General features: G+C 52.7%; 21 protein-coding genes. 13 read left to right on the plus strand and 8 right to left on the minus strand.

The window, feature by feature from the left end:
• The first annotated feature begins 23 nt into the window (after positions 1 to 23).
• Positions 24 to 587, plus strand: coding sequence for a VOC family protein (locus tag B1H58_RS15870; RefSeq protein ID WP_085071437.1), 564 nt, complete (start codon positions 24 to 26; stop codon positions 585 to 587).
• On the opposite strand, the gene B1H58_RS15875 is transcribed toward B1H58_RS15870, so the two are convergent.
• Positions 584 to 1,732 carry a MalY/PatB family protein gene (locus B1H58_RS15875; protein ID WP_085071438.1) on the minus strand — a complete coding sequence of 383 codons (1,149 nt, stop codon included), beginning with the start codon at positions 1,730 to 1,732 and terminating at the stop codon, positions 584 to 586. The genes B1H58_RS15870 and B1H58_RS15875 overlap by 4 nt on opposite strands.
• An 85-nt stretch (positions 1,733 to 1,817) precedes the next feature.
• On the opposite strand from B1H58_RS15875, the gene cutC reads away from it, so the two are divergent.
• Positions 1,818 to 2,570 (plus strand): copper homeostasis protein CutC, encoded by a 753-nt coding sequence (gene cutC, locus B1H58_RS15880; RefSeq protein ID WP_085071439.1) that lies wholly within the window; start codon positions 1,818 to 1,820, stop codon positions 2,568 to 2,570.
• Between the two features lie 384 nt (positions 2,571 to 2,954).
• Positions 2,955 to 3,404 carry a hypothetical protein gene (locus B1H58_RS15885; protein ID WP_157130195.1) on the plus strand — a complete coding sequence of 150 codons (450 nt, stop codon included), beginning with the start codon at positions 2,955 to 2,957 and terminating at the stop codon, positions 3,402 to 3,404.
• Between the two features lie 1,040 nt (positions 3,405 to 4,444).
• Here B1H58_RS15885 and B1H58_RS15890 read toward each other — a convergent pair.
• Positions 4,445 to 5,083 carry a LexA family transcriptional regulator gene (locus B1H58_RS15890; RefSeq protein ID WP_335671916.1) on the minus strand — a complete coding sequence of 213 codons (639 nt, stop codon included), beginning with the start codon at positions 5,081 to 5,083 and terminating at the stop codon, positions 4,445 to 4,447.
• A 135-nt stretch (positions 5,084 to 5,218) separates the two neighbouring features.
• Between B1H58_RS15890 and B1H58_RS15895 the strand changes: the two genes are divergently transcribed.
• From B1H58_RS15895 to B1H58_RS15910, 4 genes are all read left to right on the plus strand, one after another.
• A complete protein-coding gene (locus B1H58_RS15895; RefSeq protein ID WP_085071441.1) occupies positions 5,219 to 5,689 on the plus strand; it encodes a glycoside hydrolase family protein in 471 nt (156 codons plus the stop codon).
• Positions 5,686 to 5,943: a DUF7940 domain-containing protein gene (locus tag B1H58_RS15900; protein WP_085071442.1), complete on the plus strand. Its 258-nt coding sequence runs from the start codon at positions 5,686 to 5,688 to the stop codon at positions 5,941 to 5,943. Before B1H58_RS15895 ends, B1H58_RS15900 begins: the two co-directional genes overlap by 4 nt.
• Positions 5,944 to 6,092: 149 nt before the next feature.
• A complete protein-coding gene (locus tag B1H58_RS15905) occupies positions 6,093 to 7,772 on the plus strand; it encodes a hypothetical protein (RefSeq protein ID WP_085071443.1) in 1,680 nt (559 codons plus the stop codon).
• A gap of 651 nt (positions 7,773 to 8,423) precedes the next feature.
• On the plus strand, positions 8,424 to 9,290 hold the full coding sequence (locus B1H58_RS15910) for a hypothetical protein (protein WP_085071444.1): 867 nt from the start codon (positions 8,424 to 8,426) through the stop codon (positions 9,288 to 9,290).
• Positions 9,291 to 9,363: 73 nt separating this feature from the next.
• Here B1H58_RS15910 and B1H58_RS15915 read toward each other — a convergent pair whose 3' ends face one another.
• The 6 genes from B1H58_RS15915 to B1H58_RS15940 all read right to left on the minus strand — a co-directional run bounded on the left by B1H58_RS15915 (position 9,364) and on the right by B1H58_RS15940 (position 14,849).
• On the minus strand, positions 9,364 to 10,461 hold the full coding sequence (locus B1H58_RS15915; RefSeq protein WP_085071445.1) for a glycerol dehydrogenase: 1,098 nt from the start codon (positions 10,459 to 10,461) through the stop codon (positions 9,364 to 9,366).
• Positions 10,462 to 10,553: 92 nt separating this feature from the next.
• A complete protein-coding gene (locus B1H58_RS15920) occupies positions 10,554 to 11,003 on the minus strand; it encodes a DUF4385 domain-containing protein (RefSeq protein WP_085071446.1) in 450 nt (149 codons plus the stop codon).
• A gap of 154 nt (positions 11,004 to 11,157) precedes the next feature.
• Positions 11,158 to 12,126 (minus strand): tRNA 5-methoxyuridine(34)/uridine 5-oxyacetic acid(34) synthase CmoB, encoded by a 969-nt coding sequence (gene cmoB / locus B1H58_RS15925; RefSeq protein WP_085071447.1) that lies wholly within the window; start codon positions 12,124 to 12,126, stop codon positions 11,158 to 11,160.
• Entirely contained in the window at positions 12,123 to 12,863 is a 741-nt protein-coding gene (cmoA, locus tag B1H58_RS15930) for a carboxy-S-adenosyl-L-methionine synthase CmoA (RefSeq protein WP_085071448.1), read from the minus strand. Before cmoA ends, cmoB begins: the two co-directional genes overlap by 4 nt.
• Before the next feature lie 489 nt (positions 12,864 to 13,352).
• Positions 13,353 to 14,174: a DUF72 domain-containing protein gene (locus B1H58_RS15935; RefSeq protein ID WP_085071449.1), complete on the minus strand. Its 822-nt coding sequence runs from the start codon at positions 14,172 to 14,174 to the stop codon at positions 13,353 to 13,355.
• A gap of 108 nt (positions 14,175 to 14,282) precedes the next feature.
• Positions 14,283 to 14,849: a hydrolase gene (locus B1H58_RS15940; RefSeq protein ID WP_085071450.1), complete on the minus strand. Its 567-nt coding sequence runs from the start codon at positions 14,847 to 14,849 to the stop codon at positions 14,283 to 14,285.
• 311 nt (positions 14,850 to 15,160) lie between these two features.
• Here B1H58_RS15940 and aspS point away from each other — a divergent pair, with 311 nt between their 5' ends.
• The 6 genes from aspS to ruvB all read left to right on the plus strand — a co-directional run bounded on the left by aspS (position 15,161) and on the right by ruvB (position 20,577).
• Entirely contained in the window at positions 15,161 to 16,939 is a 1,779-nt protein-coding gene (aspS, locus tag B1H58_RS15945) for an aspartate--tRNA ligase (RefSeq protein ID WP_085071451.1), read from the plus strand.
• 1 nt (position 16,940) lies between these two features.
• The gene (nudB, locus tag B1H58_RS15950; protein WP_085071452.1) at positions 16,941 to 17,375 is read left to right on the plus strand and encodes a dihydroneopterin triphosphate diphosphatase; all 435 of its coding nucleotides are present in this window, start codon (positions 16,941 to 16,943) and stop codon (positions 17,373 to 17,375) included.
• Between the two features lie 185 nt (positions 17,376 to 17,560).
• Positions 17,561 to 18,304 carry a YebC/PmpR family DNA-binding transcriptional regulator gene (locus B1H58_RS15955; RefSeq protein WP_085071453.1) on the plus strand — a complete coding sequence of 248 codons (744 nt, stop codon included), beginning with the start codon at positions 17,561 to 17,563 and terminating at the stop codon, positions 18,302 to 18,304.
• A gap of 37 nt (positions 18,305 to 18,341) precedes the next feature.
• Entirely contained in the window at positions 18,342 to 18,866 is a 525-nt protein-coding gene (ruvC, locus tag B1H58_RS15960) for a crossover junction endodeoxyribonuclease RuvC (protein WP_085071454.1), read from the plus strand.
• 83 nt (positions 18,867 to 18,949) lie between these two features.
• On the plus strand, positions 18,950 to 19,564 hold the full coding sequence (gene ruvA, locus B1H58_RS15965) for a Holliday junction branch migration protein RuvA (protein ID WP_085071455.1): 615 nt from the start codon (positions 18,950 to 18,952) through the stop codon (positions 19,562 to 19,564).
• Positions 19,565 to 19,572: 8 nt separating this feature from the next.
• A complete protein-coding gene (ruvB, locus tag B1H58_RS15970; protein WP_085071456.1) occupies positions 19,573 to 20,577 on the plus strand; it encodes a Holliday junction branch migration DNA helicase RuvB in 1,005 nt (334 codons plus the stop codon).

Below are 20,577 nucleotides of genomic sequence, written 5' to 3' on the forward strand. Positions count from 1 at the left end.
TTGTCTAAAAGTGGAGAGTAATTGTGCCATTCAGGAATAATCTGGAAGCGCTGTCTGACCTGACAAACGATCTGCCGCGTTTTGAAAAATCACTGGTGAATTTGGCGGAAAAGTTGGGTTTAGTACTGGAAAATCTCGATGCCGACCATATTTCGCTGCGCTGCCATCAAATTGCGACAGCGGAGCGCTGGAAACAAGGCTTGATGCAGGTTGGCAAGCTGTTCTCAGAAAAAATGATTAACGGCAGGCCGATTTGTCTGTTTCAACTGCACGAGCCGCTGAGCGTAGGGCCGTGGCGGATCGAGGTGGTCGAGCTGCCCTGGCCGGGCAATAAACTCTATCGCCATGAAGGATGGGAGCATGTTGAAATTGTCCTGCGCGGCGATCCGGCCACGCTGGGTGCCAGGGCAATGGCATTATTATCCGACAGCGGCCTGCTGCAGCCGGGCATTTCATTCAAAACCAGTGCGCCGCAGGGCGAAGGCGAACGTCTGCCTAATCCCACGCTTGCTGTGACCGACGGACAGATCACCATTAAATTTCATCCCTGGAGTTTGCAGGAGATCGTTGCCAGCGAGCAGGATTAAGCCTTTGCCGCAGCGACCGCGCGTTCCAGACGTGTCACCGCCTCTTCCAGCGTGGCCCGCGTACAGCCGAAGTTAAAACGCACGAAGCCATCGTCGCCAAACTCCCGCCCCGGTGAAAAACCCAGCCCGTGCTGCTCAAACCAGAGCGTCGGGCTGTCAATACTGGGCAAGCGTGCTGAAATCCAGGCCAGATAGGTGGCTTCCGGTGGCGCGACGCACAAACCTGGCAGCGCGTTAACACGTTTACACAGCCAGTCACGATTATGGCGCAGATAGTCGAGCTGAGCCTCAAGCCAGGGCTGACCATCGCGCCAGGCTGCGGTAGCAGCGGTCAGCGCCAGGATATCTGGCGAGGGTACCAGGCCGCGACGTGCCTCTTTGAAACGCTGGCGCAACGCTTTATTCGGAATAATCGCCAGCGATGCGCCCAGGCCAGCGATATTAAAGGTTTTCGACGGTGAAATAAGCGTCACTGAACGCTGCGCGGCATCCTCGCTAAGCGTAGCGAAAGGCGTATGCGTTAAGCCCGGCTCCAGGATCAGATCGCAGTGGATCTCATCAGAACAGACAATCAAATCGTGGCGCTGGGCAAACCGCAGTTGCTCCGCTAACTCTTCGCGCCGGTAGACCGTGCCGCCGGGATTGTGCGGATTACACAGCATCAGCAATTTCTCATTTCCCTTTAGCTGCATCTCCGCCGCTGCCAGATCCATTACCCAGCGCTGATTTTCCAGCCGCATTTGCAGATTGATTTGGCTGCGCTCTGCCCAGGCGGCGGCCAGTCTGAAAGGAGGATAAATGGGCGTCGGGGCAAGGGTACCTTCACCAGGAGAGGTAAAGGCGCGCACGCATAAATTGAGACCGGTAACCACGCCGGGCAAAAACACTAACCAGTCCGGCTCAATCTGCCAGTGATAGCGGGTGGCCATACGTTCAATAACGATATCGATAAGCTCGTCGGGCTCGCTGCCGTAACCGAATACGCCATGTTCCACGCGCGCGTGCAGCGCCTCGATAACCGCAGGCGGCGAACGAAAGTCAGTATCCGCTACCCACAGCGGCAAAACATCGCGGTCGCCATATTTTCGCCATTTAAGGCTATCGCTGTGATACCGGTCTACCCATTGGTCGAAATTGAATGCCATGATTACGTCTCTCTTTATACTACCTGCAAACTGAGCCTAACTGAGAATCAGGAAACCAGCCAGCAGTCATTAACAGGAGGATGAAATGGTTAAACTGGAAGTCTGCTGCTACGGAATCGACTGCGCGGTTAACGCCCAGCAGGCGGGCGCTGACCGGATTGAGCTTTGCGCCGCGCCGAAAGAGGGCGGTTTAACACCGTCCGCAGGCATGTTACAGGCGGCACGTGAACATCTTGATATTCCGGTCCACCCTATTGTTCGTCCACGCGGCGGCGATTTTTGCTACAGCGCCCGTGAATTCGCCACGATGAAATCGGATGTAGCGTTAATTCGGGAACTGGGTTTTCCCGGTGTGGTGCTGGGGATGCTTGATGAAGATGCCTATATAGACATCAACAGGATGGAGGAAATAATGTCGCTGTGTGGCGATATGCAGGTGACTTTCCATCGTGCTTTTGATCTCTGCCATAGTCCGAAACGTACCCTGGAGACATTGACCGGGCTGGGCGTTGCGCGCATTCTGACATCAGGCCAGCAACAAAATGCGGAGAACGGAATTGCATTGTTAAAGGAACTTACTGAGTTAAGTAAAGGTCCAATTATTATGGCGGGGGCGGGCATCAGGTTAAGCAACCTGCAAAAGTTTCTGGATGTCGGGATCCGTGAGCTGCACAGCTCAGCCAGTCATCTGGTTTCTTCCCCGATGCGCTACCGGAAAGCGGGTGTTTCCATGAGTTCCGATGTCGAGACCGATGAATTCAGTCGTCAATGTGTTGATGGCGAGATGGTTGAGGCGATGAAGAGCATTATGCAGATGAATGTTGTTCGGGTTGCCTGAACCATAAACAGTTTTTGCCGCGCAGCACGCCGTTCCTCAGACGTGATGTTTGCAAGTACCAAACCCCAGCACTTTGTTGGGGTTTTTTTTATGCCAAACAGAGCCAGATAAAAGGCGTGACTTTAAAATCATAACCTGCCTGCTGCATCATTTTTAGTGGATTTCACACGCTCACTTCACCTGCCACCCCGGGATTTTGACATCAACGCAACATTCCCGCTGTAGAATTAATTCTGCATTTTTTTGCCTGATTTTAACTATTATTAAATTTCGATAAGAATATTCTCGATTATCCTGGCTAAATTCTTATGTAATTTTTAAATGGTACTGATGTTTTGTAAATAAGACAAGACTACTTTAGATAAATTGTGAGGATAAAAGCCCATGAAAAACAGGAAGTTACCAGCGCTTCTCACCGTTATGGTACTGGCTTTAACAGCGTGTAATGAGCAAGAAAGTGTAACGTTTGTTAAAAACCCAGATAAGTCAGGTGAATCAATCACGCCTCCTGACTGGGCCGCTATTGCACGTAGTGATATTCAGAGCGGTTTAACAATGAGTCTTTTTAGCGCGACCTGTAAACTCCTTTATCGCGATGAGCAGTGGTTTGTGGGATGCAAACCCGAAGAAGACGAGTCATCATTTATGCTCTATTCCATTCAGCAGGATAAAACCTCGAAAATGAGTTCTGTGGTGGTTGCGATTAACGATCTGGCCAAACGTTATACGCAACAAAACCTGATGTTGCGTCAAATTATCACTACTGATACGCACAACATCGCGCTCAATCCAGAACGTTTAAAACAAGATTTCGAAGCCCAGTCAGGAACATAAAAGGGGGAGCGGATCTCTTTTCAAGCCTGTGCGTTAACAGGTAAGCCTGCCATTCTGCATCACAGCTGTGTGATATCAACTGTTGCCCCCTGGCTGCCGGAGCCTAATCCGGCGGCACCCTTATTCTTCCCTCGCTACTTCTCCTGAGCCCTTTTAACGATAGATATCGGCAAAACGTATTGCCTGCCTCTGATAGCTACATCACTGGAAACTCCTTAAGGCCTGAAAAGAATGTTATTAACTTTAATACGCTTTGGTACGGAGACGAAAAGTTAAATCTGCAGCAAATTTAACTAAATGAGACAGGTCACATTTTTCACATTGGTTACCAGTGCTAAACACATCACGGGATCCGGTGCCGATCTTCCGTTACGCCGCAAAATAAATTCTGCCTTTATAATTTATTGAAAGATATACCTATTTTATTGAACGCCTTTCTCCTGGCGCGAATGAGAATTTTTCTCAAAAATTCCCAAAAGAGCGAGTTTTTGATTGAATTGATAATAATTCCCTGTATTTAAAGAATAAATTCTATAGGCGGGAAAGTTATCACTGGAAAGGAAGGAAGTTTTTCACCTTATCAAAAATTTTTTTAAGCAAATTTTCATCTCTTGTTACCGTTAAGCTTGTTTAATCATTAAAAATCAGAAAATGATTAGCTGACAGGAAGTTAGCTCATCCACAACCCTGCTGAAATGCCTGTCAGCGCTACGTTTTGCTATCGAAACCGCCTGTGAATAAGCCCATTTTTTCAGCAAACAAACTTGACACTTTTTTAATAGCTAATAGTATTTTTAATAACAAAGGTTATGAAGTGTGGTGAATGTGTTAACCGCCTCGTCAGCGAACTATTAAGCCGCATTCATGCTTCATAGGCGTGTTGAAGCATAGTTGAACCCGGAGCGGCGCCCAGGCGCCGATGGGAAGTTAGATAACTGACGGGCTGAGTAGCTGAAGAGGTTCGCCATGATTTATGTCTTATATCGTGTCGCCGGTGGGCAGTATCGCGAGTTCACCTTACCGGATGATGATGTGGCGGCTTACCGGCGCAAATCACGGATTAAAAAGATAGCGACGCCGATAAGTTCGGCGGAGGGGGAGAGTTCGACAGCCGGTAAACGTGGATCATCCACGGTTAAAAAGCCGTTAGATGGACCTTCGAGATAGCGATAAACACTGATGCGCTCATTAACACGAGCGATCACCAGGTCGCCTGACTCTGGCGGAATATCAGTATCAATAATGACGATACTGCCCGCAGTAGCTTCAGCACAACCGCTGTTTCGATCTATCAAGTAGGCTCGCCAGGTTTTTTTGGCGCGGACGCCGTTAGGCGTGGTTACGGTCTCGCTGGTTTTACCTGCCAGCGTCCAGACAGGGACGTCACTGGCCGCGGGAGTATGTGAAAAACCTTCTTTGTTTGAAGGTCCCTGCATCTCTCCCTGACCTTTGGCCAGCCATTCGACATTGACGTTGAGTGCGGCCGCGATGTCGACCAGTTTGCGTGATCCAGCGGCCTGACCTTTGGTCAGACGCCAGATAGTAGGCTGGGAAACGCCGGATGCTTTAGCTAAAGCACCCTGAGTCATTCCGGCCATGTTCATCGCTATATTGAGCCGCGTAGCAAGAGAATCTGTTTTCATAAACGAAAATTTATAGCGCGCCGTATTGTTCGTCAAACACGCTTTGCTATGGCCTGATTCGATACGTTTTGTTATGGGTTCAAGCATTATACATAACAGAATGAAAACCACCAATGTGGCAGAGCCAATTTTTAACAAGGTCACGGGTAAGTTAGAGAAGGAGAGAGTGCGATGAGCGAGATAATAAAAATTCTTAAATTTGAAGAAGGTTATCGGGCAAAGCCTTATATCGATACAGAAGGATATCCGACCGTGGCTTATGGCATCAAACTTGGGCCGCGCGGATGCCCAATCAGTAATTATACCTTCACGGTGCCGGAGGTGGTGGGGAGCGTATGGCTGGAAACTCTGTTGAGCAATAACAGGTTACAAATGAATGCCATGCCGGGAATTGTCGATGCGCTGCGACATTGTAACGAACCGCGGAGCGATATTTTGTACAGCATGGCATGGCAAATGGGGGTTGAGGGGTTAGCCGGATTCAAGAATATGCTGGCCCTAATTTCTCAGGAAAATTTTACCGCAGCGGCCAGCAGCATGTTGATGAGTAAGTGGGCACGGCAAACGCCTAACCGGGCGAAGCGCCATGCGGATGTAATGCGTAGCGGCAGTTATGAGAGTTACAGAGGGGTAATCATATGAAATTACGGCTGGTTAAGGATTGGCCGAACTGGTGGCGCTGGCATTCTACGAAAGCGCTGGTTGCACTCGGTCTGCTACCTACGATTTGGCTTGAAATGCCTGCTGAGTGGAAAGCATTGATTCCGGCTCACTGGCTACAAATCACTTCATTTATTGTGATGCTGGTGGGAATGTTCTCACGTATTACCAGGCAAAAAGCACCGCCTGATACCAATACGCCAGCTGATACAGAAGGCACAAATAATACGCCTTGAATTAAATATTACGCACCAGGGCTTAATAATGAAAACGGTAAAGAATAATTCCGTAATAGAAGCGGAAAGGGATTTCCGCAACCTTAATTCGTGCGCTGAACAGTTTTAACAAGGATAAAAACCCTTACTTTTCATTCTGGAGGTTCATCATGGCTTTAACTACATCTTCTCAAAAAATTGCTGCAACAAGTGCAACTGATTATACAACCGATAATACCGTCGCTTTTCAGGCGCTGCTTAATAAGGAAAGACATGTCATCGTCGATACCATTATTAATCTTTCTGCACAGGTTAAAACTGCCTTTGAAGGGCAGATTATCGAAGGAACGGAGACGGGTGAAATCAGGCCGATAGGAACCACCATGAGCGGCCGCGCCATGTTGGCTTTAAAGCATCGACGTTGCCGGGTAAGCAGTTTGAAATCCGCTAACCCTCTCTTGCTGCAGAGTAATGAAAAAGGCGGCGGCCGTCAGGGTACTATCGATATTCAGGCGGACTTCTGTGTCGTTGAAGGCTGTACCATGGTAAATCAGGTAAACGCCGTTATCGCTTCTTCGACTTACCGTGCGCATGGTTCACGTATTATCAATAATAACTTTTTAGATTGTATTGGGGTGGGGCTGGAAGATCGCGGCGATGCGGTAAGTATCTGGGGATCGGGTACGGTTATTGCGCATAACTATGCCTCCTGTAAGGCTGATACCGATGGACGTATTGCTTTCCACGCCGAAGCGCCGGTGACCTCCACTACCGGGCGTGCACAGTTTGACGCGCAGCACACCATTATGGCAAATAACCTGGCTTACGGCCCGTTCCGTCGTCACTTTGTCATGGAAGGGATTACCAACGGAACCTCGATTGGCAACGTCTCCATCGGCGGTGCTACCTGGTGGTGCGAAGCTTATATTATGTGTACCAACGTGCTGGCAGAAAATACCCTTAAATATACCCGTACCGCCGCCGATCTGCAGGGCTCAAACTGGGTACCAAAACGCGGGGCTATTTGCGTACAAAACTGGTCTTATAATGTGACCATACGCTCCACGGCGGTCCTGGATGAAGGTTCAGTAGGTGATGGTTTTATTCTCGATCGCTCATCAACGGTATTTGGCCAGCATAAACTGACGCTGCAGGTTTCCATGCTGAATAAAGGTGAAGCCAAAAATAACGCCTTTAATTTAGTACCGGCAGAAGATTTGCATCTGAATAACTGTTTTGCCGATGGCTTCGCGAACTTAATCAAAAGCTCTACCAATGCTGTTAACACTATCCTGCTGACCGGTTGCCGTCTGCGAGGCAATGGTACCGCAAGCGGCATTCTGTTCCAGGGCGGTGCAGGCGGTACGCTCTCTATTAACCACAGTATTATTGATGTGGGCACCAATGATTATGCCCTGAGCCTGATGAACCTGTCGAAAGTGCACGTTACCAGTACCGGTTTTTCTGGAAATAAATATGCTGCAAATATGCGTGATATTGGCGAGAAGTTTGTCATGAGCAACTGTTATAACCTTAACTCAGCTTCTCCGCTATCAATCCGCTATACCAAAACCAATGATGCGGGCGGTTCCAGCTCATTAACCACAGGGGACGTACCGGAAATTGAATGGCTGTTTAATCAGAATGATGGCATTACCTGTGGATTCGTCTATTCTCAGGCGCAGCTTAAATCGTTAACTTCTACAGTTAATACTTTCGGCAAAGCGATGGGTAAAATCGTGCTGGGTTATAACGCCGATAAGAAACTGCGTTACTACTATGCAACGGGGCAGAGTGCTAATGCGCCCTGGGTAACCTTTGATTATGCTGAAACCGTGACGCCAGCTTAATTAACCAGGCCTTCCGTGCAATGCGGAAGGCCCTTTTTGCTTAAATAAATTTAACAATGCCGTTCCTTAGCTTACTCCTTCTGTATGACAGTATGAACACACCCTTGCGCATATTAGCAGCCAGTTATTAATACGGTTTCTACCGGGTAAGTTTTCACCTTTTTTCCTTTATCCCTTTCAACCTGTTAAATCCAGTTAGTTTATTTTTCCGGGCTCTTTTTTAACCGGTTTATGCCGAAACAGAAGGAGTTGTCACAGTCATTAACGATACTGATTTAGTTAACCAGGCTAAAAATAAAATAATTTATAATAAAGCGGCTATTGCGCCTTTTAATAGTATATTTCTGACCGGGTATCGGCTGGAGGGTAACGGTACCGCTACGGGGATTCTGCTTTGTCTATCCGCAGGCACAGCTTGCTTCCTCCGCCGCCGCCGTAAATGCTATTGGTAAATCCTCAGGCAAGATTGTACTGAGCTATGATGTAAGTAAGCAGCTACGTTACTACTATGCCACGGGTGAAGAGGCGAAAGCGCCATGGGCCATGCTGGAAAGCACGCGTTCAGTTACGCCTGCCTGACCTGATGCTACTGCCGTCTACGGCGGAGGCCTTGATGCTGGTATCCCCGTGGCATTACCACAGGAATTGATAATGAAGTCTGGATACCTGGCACTGACTACCGGCATTTGCAGCCTGAGCTTTTGCAGCCTGAGCCTGGCGGCAGAAACCTGCCGCGCCATTCCTGAAGCGATAAAACAGAGCAACAGCGTCATTCTGCTGGGCGGCACGGCAAAAGGGCCGGTTAAACAGGTGGTGATGGGCGAGTTCGGCAAAAATGTCAATTCGCAAAAGCGCGTATTGGGCCAGTTCGACCGTTGCGGTCAGCTTGTCGTCGCGGATATCAGCTACGATAAAAACGATCAAAATATTGTCCTGGCCATGGAGCAGCATATTTTTCGCGTTAATCACGGCTGGCTGGCTGAATACCAAATCTCAGTGAAAGTGCAAAAAGAGAATGCCCTGGTGGAGGTAAATAACAAGCAGGGCAATATCAGCTATATGATAGGAACCCAGGGCAATATCATCAGCGCCAGCGATAGTTTTATGCTGATGGGAAAGAAAGGTTTCACCGAGACAACGTACGACTATGATCCCCAAATGCGTTTAAGCAGCAGCACATCACGCGGCTCGGATAGGCTCACCAACGGTGAATATCGCTATCGCTGGAGCAAAGTGGGATTGCTGCTGGGCAGCAGCTCGGCGCAAAGCAAGGAAAGTTACACTTACGATGCGCAACAGCGCGAGCTGGGAATGCGGATGGTTAATACCACCAGCAACGGCACCATTACCACGCTGGATGAGTGCCAGAGCTGGGATAAAATCGGTAACTGCACGCTGAGCTATTCCCATGAAACCGAAATTGCCGGGCAGGAAACCCTGCAGCGTCAGCTGGGGACGGCGTATCGCTTTGAGTACTGGGATAGTGAGGCAGAAAAGGACGGAGAGGAAAAACGCTAAACGCTTTTGCGCACGGAGAGGATCTGAACAGAGGCGCCCGTTGACGCCTCTGCTGTTTAACGCCGTAACGTCACTATTTCACGCTTTGGCTGAACGCATCTACTGCCAGAATAGCATTGGCGACCGTTTCCGGCGTCAGACCCGGATTAAGGTTTTTCAGCGTGTCGCCTTCGCTGTTTGCCAGCGCGCCGATTCTAACCATGTTTTCCCAGCTTTCATTTTCCAGGTGCATCTCTGCCAGCGTAGTCGGCATGTTTATCGCGCGATAGAAGCGGATATAGCGGGCGATCTCCTCATCAGGCCGCTGTTCCAGCACCATCTGCGTGAGCGTGCCATACGCCACTTTTTCACCATGCGTCAGATGATGAATATCACCTTCGATAGCGGTAAAGCCATTATGAATGGCATGCGCGCCCGCCAGCCCGGCATTTTCAAAACCCAGCCCCGAAAGCAGCGTATTGGCTTCCACTACTGCTTCAACCGCAGGCGTGACGCGCTTTTGTGCAACGGCGGTCCAGGCGCTGTAGCCCCAGGTCAGCAGCGTCTCTTCACAGGCGCGAGCGATCGCCATTCCGGCAATGGTCGGATCGCCATTCACCATCGATTTACCGTGTGAACGCAGCACCGCCTGCGCTTCAACGTAGGTCGCCAGGCCATCAGCAATGCCGGAGGCAAACAGCCGCACCGGCGCCTGAGCGCAGACCCAGGTATCTACCAGCACCAGGTCGGGGTTTTTACTGTAAAAGCGATAACTTTCGAAGACGCCGCTCTCGGAATAGATAACGGAGAGTGCGCTACAGGGCGCATCGGTCGAGGCGGCAGTCGGTACGATAGCCACCGGCGATTGCAGCTCATCCGCCACCGCTTTGGCCGTATCCAGCGTTTTGCCGCCGCCCAGACCAACCACGACCACAGAGCCCTGTTGGCGTGCGGCATTGGCCAGGCGGGTAATCTCACTGCCGGAAGCCTCACCATTGAATTTTTCATAGTGCTGCTGGATATCGCTCTGTTTCAGCGTATTTTGCACCTGTTCGCCAACCAGTCCCCATACAATATCGTCAGCGATCAGAAACGCGCTGTCACCCAGCTCTTTCAGCCAGGTTCCCAGTTCAGCCAGTACGCCTGCGCCCTGAACATATTTGCGTGGGGAGGAAAAAACAAACTTACTCATTCCGGTTCTCCTTTTAGCCATTGATTTAACGTATTAGCTAAAGCCTGGCAGGTTTCCGGGCATGGGTTTGTTAAAGTGTGGGAAAAGGAGAATTATCCATAGCGCTGCTGGTGGGCTTTTTTGCGTCGCAGGTAATCTTCATCGGCACGAATTTTATCCCAGTATCCTTTAAAAATGGTGGCCGATTCGACTTTCTCCGCATCCAGCTGTTGCGGCAGCACCTGCCGCTGCGCATCATATTTTTTACCGCCGGGATGATTGGCATAGCGTCGTGCGCGGGTAAAACCCATTTGAATAAATTTACGCGCCATATCCATACCAACAAAGTCATCCTGCTGTCGATAGGCTTCAAACAGCGCCATAATTTTTTCCGCTGACTCACGCGCAATGGCTGGGGTACGAAAGCGCCAGTGCGGTAAAATTTCCGATTTGTAGGGCTCGACAAGCAGTACGCCCTGTTCGCCCCGGCCTACCTGATACAGCTCCGGGTGCTGGCGAAAATCGATGGTTTTAAAATCCTGCTGATAATCAAACTCTCTCATTGGCCCTCCTGCGATCGCTGCGTTAAGTTTAGTGTTCAACGCAAAAATCTGCTTTTCTGCGGCGGGGCCGTTGGGTATGAGGAAGGAGATAAAGCGTTGGGAAGGGCGCTGTGGCATTAAAAAAGGGCATCCCGGGATGCCCCTGACTATCCTGTTACGGCTTGCGTGCTACCAGTACGGCACGTAAAGGAGCGGGGTAACCCTCCACAGTTTTGCTGCTGTCCTGGGGATCGAGAAAGTCCGCCAGCGATTCGGTAATCATCCAGTCGGTGCGTCGCTGTTCGTCGGTGGTGGTGCGGGAATAGTCCACGATGCGCACATCAACAAAACCGCATTTTTCCAGCCAGCGTGCCAGAGCCTCCGCCGACGGAATAAACCAGACATTGCGCATTTGCGCATAGCGTTCGCCCGGCACCAGCACATCATGCTCGTCGCCTTCAATAACCAGGGTTTCCAGCACCAGCTCGCCGCCGCTCACCAGCTGATTTTTCAGCTGGTAGAGATGATCCAGCGGGGATCGCCGATGATAAAGCACTCCCATGGAAAAAACGGTATCAAAAGCCTTCAGCTCCGGCAGCTGTTCAATACCGACCGGCAGCAGATGCGCGCGCTGATCGTTGCCAAGCAGCTTACGTACCGCTTCAAACTGGCAGAGAAACAGTTGTGTAGGATCGATGCCTACCACCAGGTTTGCGCCCGCGCCAATCATGCGCCACATGTGATAACCGCTGCCGCAGCCGACATCCAGCACGGTGCGATCGGTGAGCGGGGAGATGTGCGGCAGCACGCGATCCCATTTCCAGTCGGAACGCCACTCGGTATCAATATAGGTGCCGTAAAGTGAATAAGGACCTTTACGCCACGGCATCAGGGTGCGCAGCAGTTTTTCGATGCCCTGACGCTGGCGATCGCTAAGCGCATCGCTGTCGGCGGTAACGCTGTGCTGTAAATCGAGATGCTGCGGCGTGAGCTGCGGCAGGTTATCTACCGCTTTGGTCCAGTTGCGGAAATGACCGTGAAGATTTTCACGCTGCCAGGCTGCCAGCTGCGCCGGCAGCACTTCAAGCCAGCTGGCCAGCGGACCCTGCGCGATGCGCTGATAAAAGTTGCCGAAGTCGATCATGCCGTACCTGCTTTTAACGCCACCAGGGAACCAAAGTTAAAGCACTGGAACCAGAGTTCGCTGTGTTGAAAACCGGCCTGGCGCAGGCGCGCCTTATGTGTTTCAACCGAGTCGGTCAGCATCACGTTTTCCAGCATGCTGCGCTTCTGGCTAATTTCCAGCTCGCTGTAGCCGTTGGCACGCTTGAAGTCGTGATGCATGTTAAATAACAGCTCGCCCACTTCGGCATTCTCAAAGCTGAATTTTTCCGACAGCACCAGCGCGCCGCCAGGATTCAGACCCTGATATATCCGCTCCAGCAGCGCCAGACGATCGTCAGGTGCCAGGAACTGCAGGGTGAAGTTCAGCACTACCATTGAGGCGTTTTCAATGTTGATATCGCGAATGTCAGCTTCGATAACCTCAACCGGCGTGCTGGCGCGGAAGGCATCGATATGACGACGGCAGCGTTCAACCATCGCCGGAGAGTTATCAACCGCAATAATTTTGCAGCCTTCCGCCTGTACCGAACGGCGCACGGAAAGCGTGGCGGCACCAAGCGAACAGCCTAAATCGTAAACCCGGGTATGGGGCTTAACAAAGCGTTCGGCCAGCATGCCGATCATAGAGATGATATTGGAATAACCCGGCACCGAGCGCTGGATCATATCCGGGAAAACTTCAGCTACGCGCTCATCAAACGTCCAGTCGCCCAGTTTATCAATAGGCGCGGAGAACAGCGTATCTCGATTAGACATAGGGGTAAATCCGGTCAACTACGGAAAGGGCGTTATTTTGGCAGAAAGCGCGGCGCGCTGCATCTTTTGTCGCGTAGCACTGCACCGGCTGCGACAACCGTTGAGTCGTGAAGGCGCCGCGCGCTTAGTGTTTCACGGTAAATATGGAATCTGTGTCTTCAAAGCATCTTTTTATTCATGAAATGATGCATGTCTGGTAACACCAAAAGAGAATGTGGGTCCGGACAAGAGGGTTACTTAGCTGGGCTGCGGACTATACCTGTCAGCTTGAGGGTAAACCACTGTTACAGTATTCACTGAAACAACAAGCCCAAATTATTGCCGATTATTATGTACTTTATACCTTCGGTTATAGGGTATGGGATATGTATAAAAAACAGGCTTATCCACTAGATTAAGCCAGCAGCAAAAATGGGCGGCAGAAATTTCATCGCTACGTTCACCCTTTATCGCGTCGATGGCAAATTGATGGCGACCCGCATATAACGCTTAAAACAGCGCCGCCTGCTGCGGCCAGTCCGGGGGCGCGCCTACCTGCGGCAACGCCTGTTGCAGGCGCGGCCACAGCGTTTGTACCAGATCCAGCACCTCGCCGATATCGGGCGTATGAATAAACAGCCACGGCGTTCCCTTTTCCTGCCAGCCAGGCAGCTTGTTTAGCCAGTCCTCGAACCATATCTGATTTTCCTGCAGGGATTCGCTGCCGATAAAGCGCACCATCGGGTCGCTGGCGGTCATGATAGCGTGCGTCGGCACCTTCGGTTTTTTCGCTTTGGCATCCAGCGTGGCGGGCGTAACGGCATCAGAAGCGTGAACCGGGCGGCTGTCAAGGATCACGCGGTTAACGCCGCGCTGATGTAGGCCGCGATTCAGTGCACGCTCCGCTTCACCTTTGGCGAAAAAAGCCGGATGACGCACTTCAACGCCATAGCGGAACACGGCAGGTAAACCATCAAGAAATGCCCACAGCGCCGCCAGCGAATCGGGGCCAAAGGTGGCAGGCAGCTGCAGCCAGTACTGACCAATGCGGGCGCTAAGCGGATCCAGCGTACGGAAAAAGGTATCCAGCAGATCGTCGCAGTCGCGCAGGGCAGCCTGATGGCTGATAGTGGCGGGAAATTTAAAACAGAAACGAAAATCATCGCTGGTCATATCATGCCAGAGCAACACCACCTCTGTTTTTGGCAGCGCATAGAGCGTGGTATTGCCTTCAACGCAGTTAAAATAGCGGGCATAGTCAGCCAGCGTTTCCAGCCCATAGCGCTTCCAGTGCGGATGTTGCCACTGCGGCAAACCCAGACGAAGTGTCATAATGCTCCCGTATCAAAGTGCCCCCGGCGAACTGGCCCGCTCTGCAAACGCGAAAAGCGGATCACCCGCCGGGGCTTCACGGGCGGACAGAAGAGTGTCCACCACAGGTTACAGCGCGGCGATAATCTCCTCGCTACGGCGTATTTTTGCGATACGCGGGAAAATCCATTCCAGGCTGCTGTTATGCTGCTCTACGCTGCCAGCGCTGCAAATATCCTCGGCAATGACCAGGTTAAAGCCCAGCTCCCAGGCGTTGCGCGCGGTAGATTCTACGCCAATATTGGTGGAAATGCCGCCCAGGACGATAGTATTGATGCCGCGACGACGCAGCTGCAACTCCAGATCGGTGCCGTAAAAGGCGCCCCACTGGCGCTTAACCACTTCAATATCGCCAGACGCCACGCCCAGCGCCGTAGGGTAGTTCCACCAGTTTTCCGGCAGTGCGCCGTGCATCAGCGCAGAATCGACTTCCTGCTTCGGCGCATCGGCAAAATCAGGCGACCAGCCAACACGCACCAGCACCACCGGCGCGTTTACGGCGCGGAATTTTTCCGCCAGCCTGGCCGCCCCTGCCACCACCTGCTGCGCGCTGTGCGGGCCGCCGGCAAAAGGCAGGATACCTTCCTGCAAATCGATTAAAACCAGCGCGGTTGATTCAGGATTGAGTTTCATAATGTTCTCCGCGAACAGACAAAAGCGTAAGCCTACGTGACTCGCTGGCGTGCGGGCGAGCAGAAAAATGTCGTTAATTCATGAATTTTGTGAATTTCTGTGTGCGCGGCGCTAACATTAGCCGGCAGGGAATAACAAATGTGCACACATTCTGCGCTGCGCGCCGTTCCCCCTTATCGTGCCTCGCTTTTTACATTATAATGCCTGCCTTTTTGCGGCAGCGTCTGCCTGAGGGTTATCCGCCGGATAACCGACTCCAGAACGATACATCAGCGCTGCCCATGCTGCAGCGGCGAAGTTAAAAGGATAGCGTTATGCGTACAGAATATTGCGGACAGATCAATCCGTCTCATGTTGGCCAGCAAGTGACTCTCTGCGGTTGGGTTAACCGTCGCCGCGATCTCGGGAGCCTGATCTTTATTGATATGCGCGACCGTGAAGGCATCGTCCAGGTCTTTTTCGACCCGGATCGTCAGGAGGCGTTCAATCTGGCGTCTGAGCTGCGTAACGAGTTCTGCATTCAGGTGACCGGCGTGGTCCGCGCCCGTGACGAGCGCAATAAAAACCCCGATATGGCGACCGGCGAAGTAGAAGTTTTCGCCACCGACCTCACCATCATCAACCGTGCTGAGCCGCTGCCGCTGGATTTTAACCAGGTCAATACGGAAGAAGCGCGTCTGAAATATCGCTATCTCGACCTGCGGCGCCCTGAAATGGCGCAGCGCCTGAAGGCGCGTGCCAAAATCACCAGCCTGGTGCGTCGCTTTATGGACGATAACGGCTTCCTTGATATTGAAACGCCGATGCTGACCAAGGCCACGCCGGAAGGCGCGCGCGATTATCTGGTGCCGAGCCGCGTTCATAAAGGCAAATTCTACGCGCTGCCGCAGTCTCCCCAGCTGTTTAAACAGCTGCTGATGATGTCCGGCTTCGATCGTTACTATCAGATTGTTAAATGCTTCCGTGACGAAGACCTGCGTGCTGACCGTCAGCCTGAATTTACGCAAATCGACGTGGAAACCTCCTTTATGACCGCGCCGCAGGTGCGTGAAGTGATGGAGCGTCTGGCGCGCCAGCTGTGGCTGGAAGTGAAGGGCGTCGACCTGGGCGAGTTCCCGCAGATGACTTTTGCTGAAGCGATGCGTCGTTACGGTTCCGACAAGCCAGACCTGCGTAACCCGATGGAGCTGGTGGATGTCGCCGATCTGGTTAAAGAGGTTGAGTTCAAGGTCTTCTCTGGTCCGGCCAACGACGCCAAAGGCCGCGTAGCGGCGCTGCGCGTACCGGGCGGTGCGCAGCTTAGCCGTAAGCAGATTGATGAGTACGGCAAGTTTATTGAAATTTACGGCGCGAAAGGGCTGGCTTATATCAAAGTCAACCAGCGCGCGCAGGGCCTGGAAGGCATTCAAAGCCCGGTAGCGAAATTCCTTAACGCTGAAATCGTGGAAGCGATCCTGGCACGCACCGGCGCGCAGGATGGCGATATGGTGTTCTTCGGCGCTGATAAAGCGGGCGTGGTGGCTGATGCGATGGGTGCGCTGCGCCTGAAACTGGGTCGCGATCTGAACATCACCGACCTCAGCGCCTGGAAACCGCTGTGGGTTATTGACTTCCCGATGTTTGAAGACAACGGCGAAGGCGGCCTGACGGCAATGCATCACCCGTTCACCGCGCCGCGCGATATGACGCCGGAGCAGCTGAAAGCCGCGCCGGAAACCGCCATCGCCAACGCTTACGATATGGTGATTAACGGCTACGAAGTGGGTGGCGGATCGGTACGTATCCACAACGGTCAGATGCAGCAAACCGTATTTGGCATTCTGGGCATTACCGAAACCGAGCAGCGCGAGAAGTTCGGCTTCCTGCTGGATGCGCTGAAGTTCGGTACGCCGCCGCACGCGGGCCTGGCATTTGGTCTTGACCGTCTGGTGATGCTGCTGACCGGCACCGATAATATTCGTGATGTTATCGCCTTCCCGAAAACCACCGCTGCAGCCTGTCTGATGACCGAGGCGCCAAGCTTCGCTAACCCAGCTTCGCTGGAGGAGTTGAGCATTCAGGTGGTGAAAAAGGAAAAGCCAGAGAGCCTGTAAGATGACGTTTAAGCATCCTGTCTCGGTACTGGTGGTGATTTTCGCGCAGGATACCGGGCGGGTGCTGATGCTACAGCGGCGCGACGATCCTGCGTTCTGGCAGTCGGTCACCGGCAGCCTGGAGGCGGGAGAAGCGCCTGTCGAGGCGGCGCGGCGCGAGGTGTGGGAAGAGCTGGGCATTGACGTGGCGGCTGAAGGGCTGACGCTTGAAGATTGCCAGCGGCAAATTGAATTTGAAATCTTTCCGCATTTTCGTCATCGCTATGCGCCGCACGTTACGCATAATATTGAGCACTGGTTTCGGCTGGCCTTGCCGGGTGAACGCAGCATTATGTTAAGCGAGCATCTGGCCTGGCAGTGGCTGGATACAGCCACTGCCGCCCGTCTTACCAAGTCCTGGAGTAATCGCCAGGCGATAGAAGAATTCGTCGGCTAACCGCTGCCGACAGCCGCGCAGCGCACCGCAATGTGCGTGCTGTTTATCAGCAATAGCGCGCTGAAGCTGTCAGTCAGTCTGGACTGATACAAAATCAACAGCGTCAGACTAAGGTGCGTTGTTTCCCTGCAGAGGGAACCGGCCTTGAGGCGTCTGACCGGTGTCAAACTGGAGAGAGCAGAGTTATGGCAGGTCATAGTAAATGGGCCAACACCAAACACCGCAAAGCGGCACAGGATGCCAAGCGCGGTAAAATTTTTACCAAAATCATTCGCGAGCTGGTGACGGCGGCGAAGCTGGGCGGCGGCGATCCCGCTTCCAACCCGCGCCTGCGCGCGGCAATGGATAAAGCGCTGTCTAATAATATGACGCGCGACACCATGGATCGCGCTATCGCTCGCGGCGTAGGCGGCGACGATAACAGCAACATGGAAACCATTATTTATGAAGGCTATGGCCCGGGCGGCACGGCGGTCATGGTTGAATGCCTGAGCGATAATCGTAACCGTACCGTATCAGAAGTGCGTCACGCCTTTACCAAATGCGGCGGCAACCTCGGTACCGATGGTTCCGTTGCCTATCTGTTCACCAAAAAAGGCGTGATCTCTTATGCGCCTGGCCTGGATGAAGATACGGTAATGGATGCGGCGCTGGAAGCGGGTGCGGATGACGTAGTGACCTATGAAGATGGCGCGATTGACGTCTTCACGCCGTGGGAAAACTTAGGAGAAGTGAAGGATGCACTGGATGCGGCGGGTCTGAAAGCGGAAAACGCAGAAGTCACGATGATCCCTTCTACCAAAGCGGATATGGATATTGAAACGGCTCCGAAACTGATGCGTCTGATCGATATGCTGGAAGACTGTGACGACGTGCAGGAAGTTTATCACAACGGTGAAATGTCCGACGAGGTGGCGGCAACCCTGTAATGGTTGTTGCCCTTCACCAACCTGACGGAGCAGCCTGATGGCGATTATTCTGGGCATTGACCCGGGTTCACGTATTACCGGCTACGGCGTGATCCGGCAGGTTGGGCGACAGTTGACCTACCTCGGCAGCGGCTGTATTCGCACCGGCGTTGACGATCTACCCTCCCGTTTGAAGCTGATTTACGCGGGCGTGACGGAGATCATCACGCAGTTTCAACCTGACTTTTTTGCCATTGAACAGGTGTTTATGGCGAAAAATGCCGATTCAGCCCTTAAGCTGGGTCAGGCGCGCGGCGCGGCTATCGTGGCGGCGGTCAATCAGGATCTGCCGGTATTTGAATACGCGGCGCGTCAGGTGAAACAAACGGTGGTCGGCATCGGCAGCGCGGAAAAAAGCCAGGTGCAGCATATGGTGCGCACCTTACTGAAGCTGGCGGCTAACCCGCAGGCGGATGCCGCCGATGCGTTGGCGATTGCGATCACTCACTGTCACGTTAGTCAGAACGCCAACAGGCTAAGCGATACGCGCCTGACCCTGACGCGCGGCAGATTGCGTTCGTAACCCATTATCAGGCTGGATATTCATCCAGCCTTTTTTATGTTATAACTCTGACACTTTCTCTCCCTGAATCAAAGGAAGCTACTGTGATAGGTCGTCTGCGAGGCATCATTCTGGAAAAACAACCGCCGCTGGTATTAATTGAAGCGAACGGAGTGGGATATGAGGTCCACATGCCAATGACCTGCTTCTATGAGCTGCCCGAGCTGAATCAGGAAGCCGTTATTTTTACGCAGTTTATCGTGCGTGAAGATGCCCAGCTGCTGTATGGCTTTACCAGCAAGCAGGAGCGCGCGCTGTTTCGTGAACTGATTAAAGTCAATGGCGTAGGGCCGAAGCTGGCGCTGGCGATCCTTTCCGGGATGTCGGCACAGCAGTTTGTGACCGCAGTAGAGCGTGAAGAAGTCGCGACGCTGGTTAAGCTGCCCGGCGTCGGTAAGAAAACCGCCGAGCGGCTGGTCGTGGAAATGAAAGATCGCTTTAAGGGCATGCACGGCGATCTGTTTGGCGGCGACGCAACCTTTACGCTTACCAGCGAGAATGCCGCCATCGACAGCAACGATGCCGAGGCCGAAGCGGTTGCCGCGCTGGTGGCGTTGGGGTATAAACCGCAGGAAGCCAGCCGGATGGTTAGCAAAGTGGGCCGCCCGGACGCTGACTGTGAAACCCTGATTCGTGAAGCGCTGCGTGCTGCGCTCTGAGGTAAACCATGATTGAAGCCGATCGCCTGGTCTCACCTGGCAATGTGAGCGAAGAAGAAATTATCGATCGCGCGATCCGTCCGCGCCTGCTGGATGAATATGTGGGCCAGCCGCAGGTGCGCGAACAGATGGAGATCTTTATCAAGGCGGCCAAAATGCGCGGCGACGCGCTGGATCACCTGCTGATTTTCGGCCCGCCAGGCCTGGGTAAAACCACGCTGGCGAACATTGTTGCCAATGAGATGGGCGTGAACCTGCGCACCACCTCCGGTCCGGTACTGGAAAAAGCGGGCGACCTGGCGGCGATGCTGACCAACCTTGAACCGCACGATGTGCTTTTCATTGATGAAATTCATCGTCTGTCACCGGTAGTGGAAGAGGTGCTTTATCCGGCGATGGAAGATTATCAGCTGGATATTATGATCGGGGAAGGGCCGGCGGCGCGCTCTATCAAGCTTGATCTGCCGCCGTTCACCCTGATCGGTGCCACCACGCGTGCAGGTTCGTTAACCTCGCCGCTGCGCGATCGTTTCGGCATTGTGCAGCGCCTGGAGTTCTATCAGGTAAAAGATTTGCAGCACATCGTGGCTCGCAGCGCCGCCTGTCTGGGGCTGGATCTGAGCCCGGAAGGCGCGCTGGAAGTGGCACGACGTGCACGCGGCACGCCGCGTATTGCTAACCGGCTGCTGCGCCGCGTACGCGATTTTGCTGAAGTGCGCGCCGAAGGCGTGATGGACGGCGATGTCGCGGCGAAGGCGCTGGATATGTTGAATGTCGACCACGAAGGCTTCGACTATATGGACCGCAAGCTGTTATTAGCCATTATCGATAAGTTTACCGGCGGGCCGGTAGGGCTGGATAACCTGGCGGCGGCCATTGGCGAGGAGCGTGAAACCATTGAGGATGTGCTGGAGCCTTACCTGATTCAGCAGGGCTTTATTCAGCGTACGCCGCGTGGACGCATTGCCACACAGCACGCCTTTAAGCATTTCGGCATGACCCGCGAAGTATAA

The sequence above is a fragment of the Pantoea alhagi genome, assembly GCF_002101395.1.
Taxonomy (GTDB): Bacteria; Pseudomonadota; Gammaproteobacteria; order Enterobacterales; family Enterobacteriaceae; genus Mixta; species Mixta alhagi.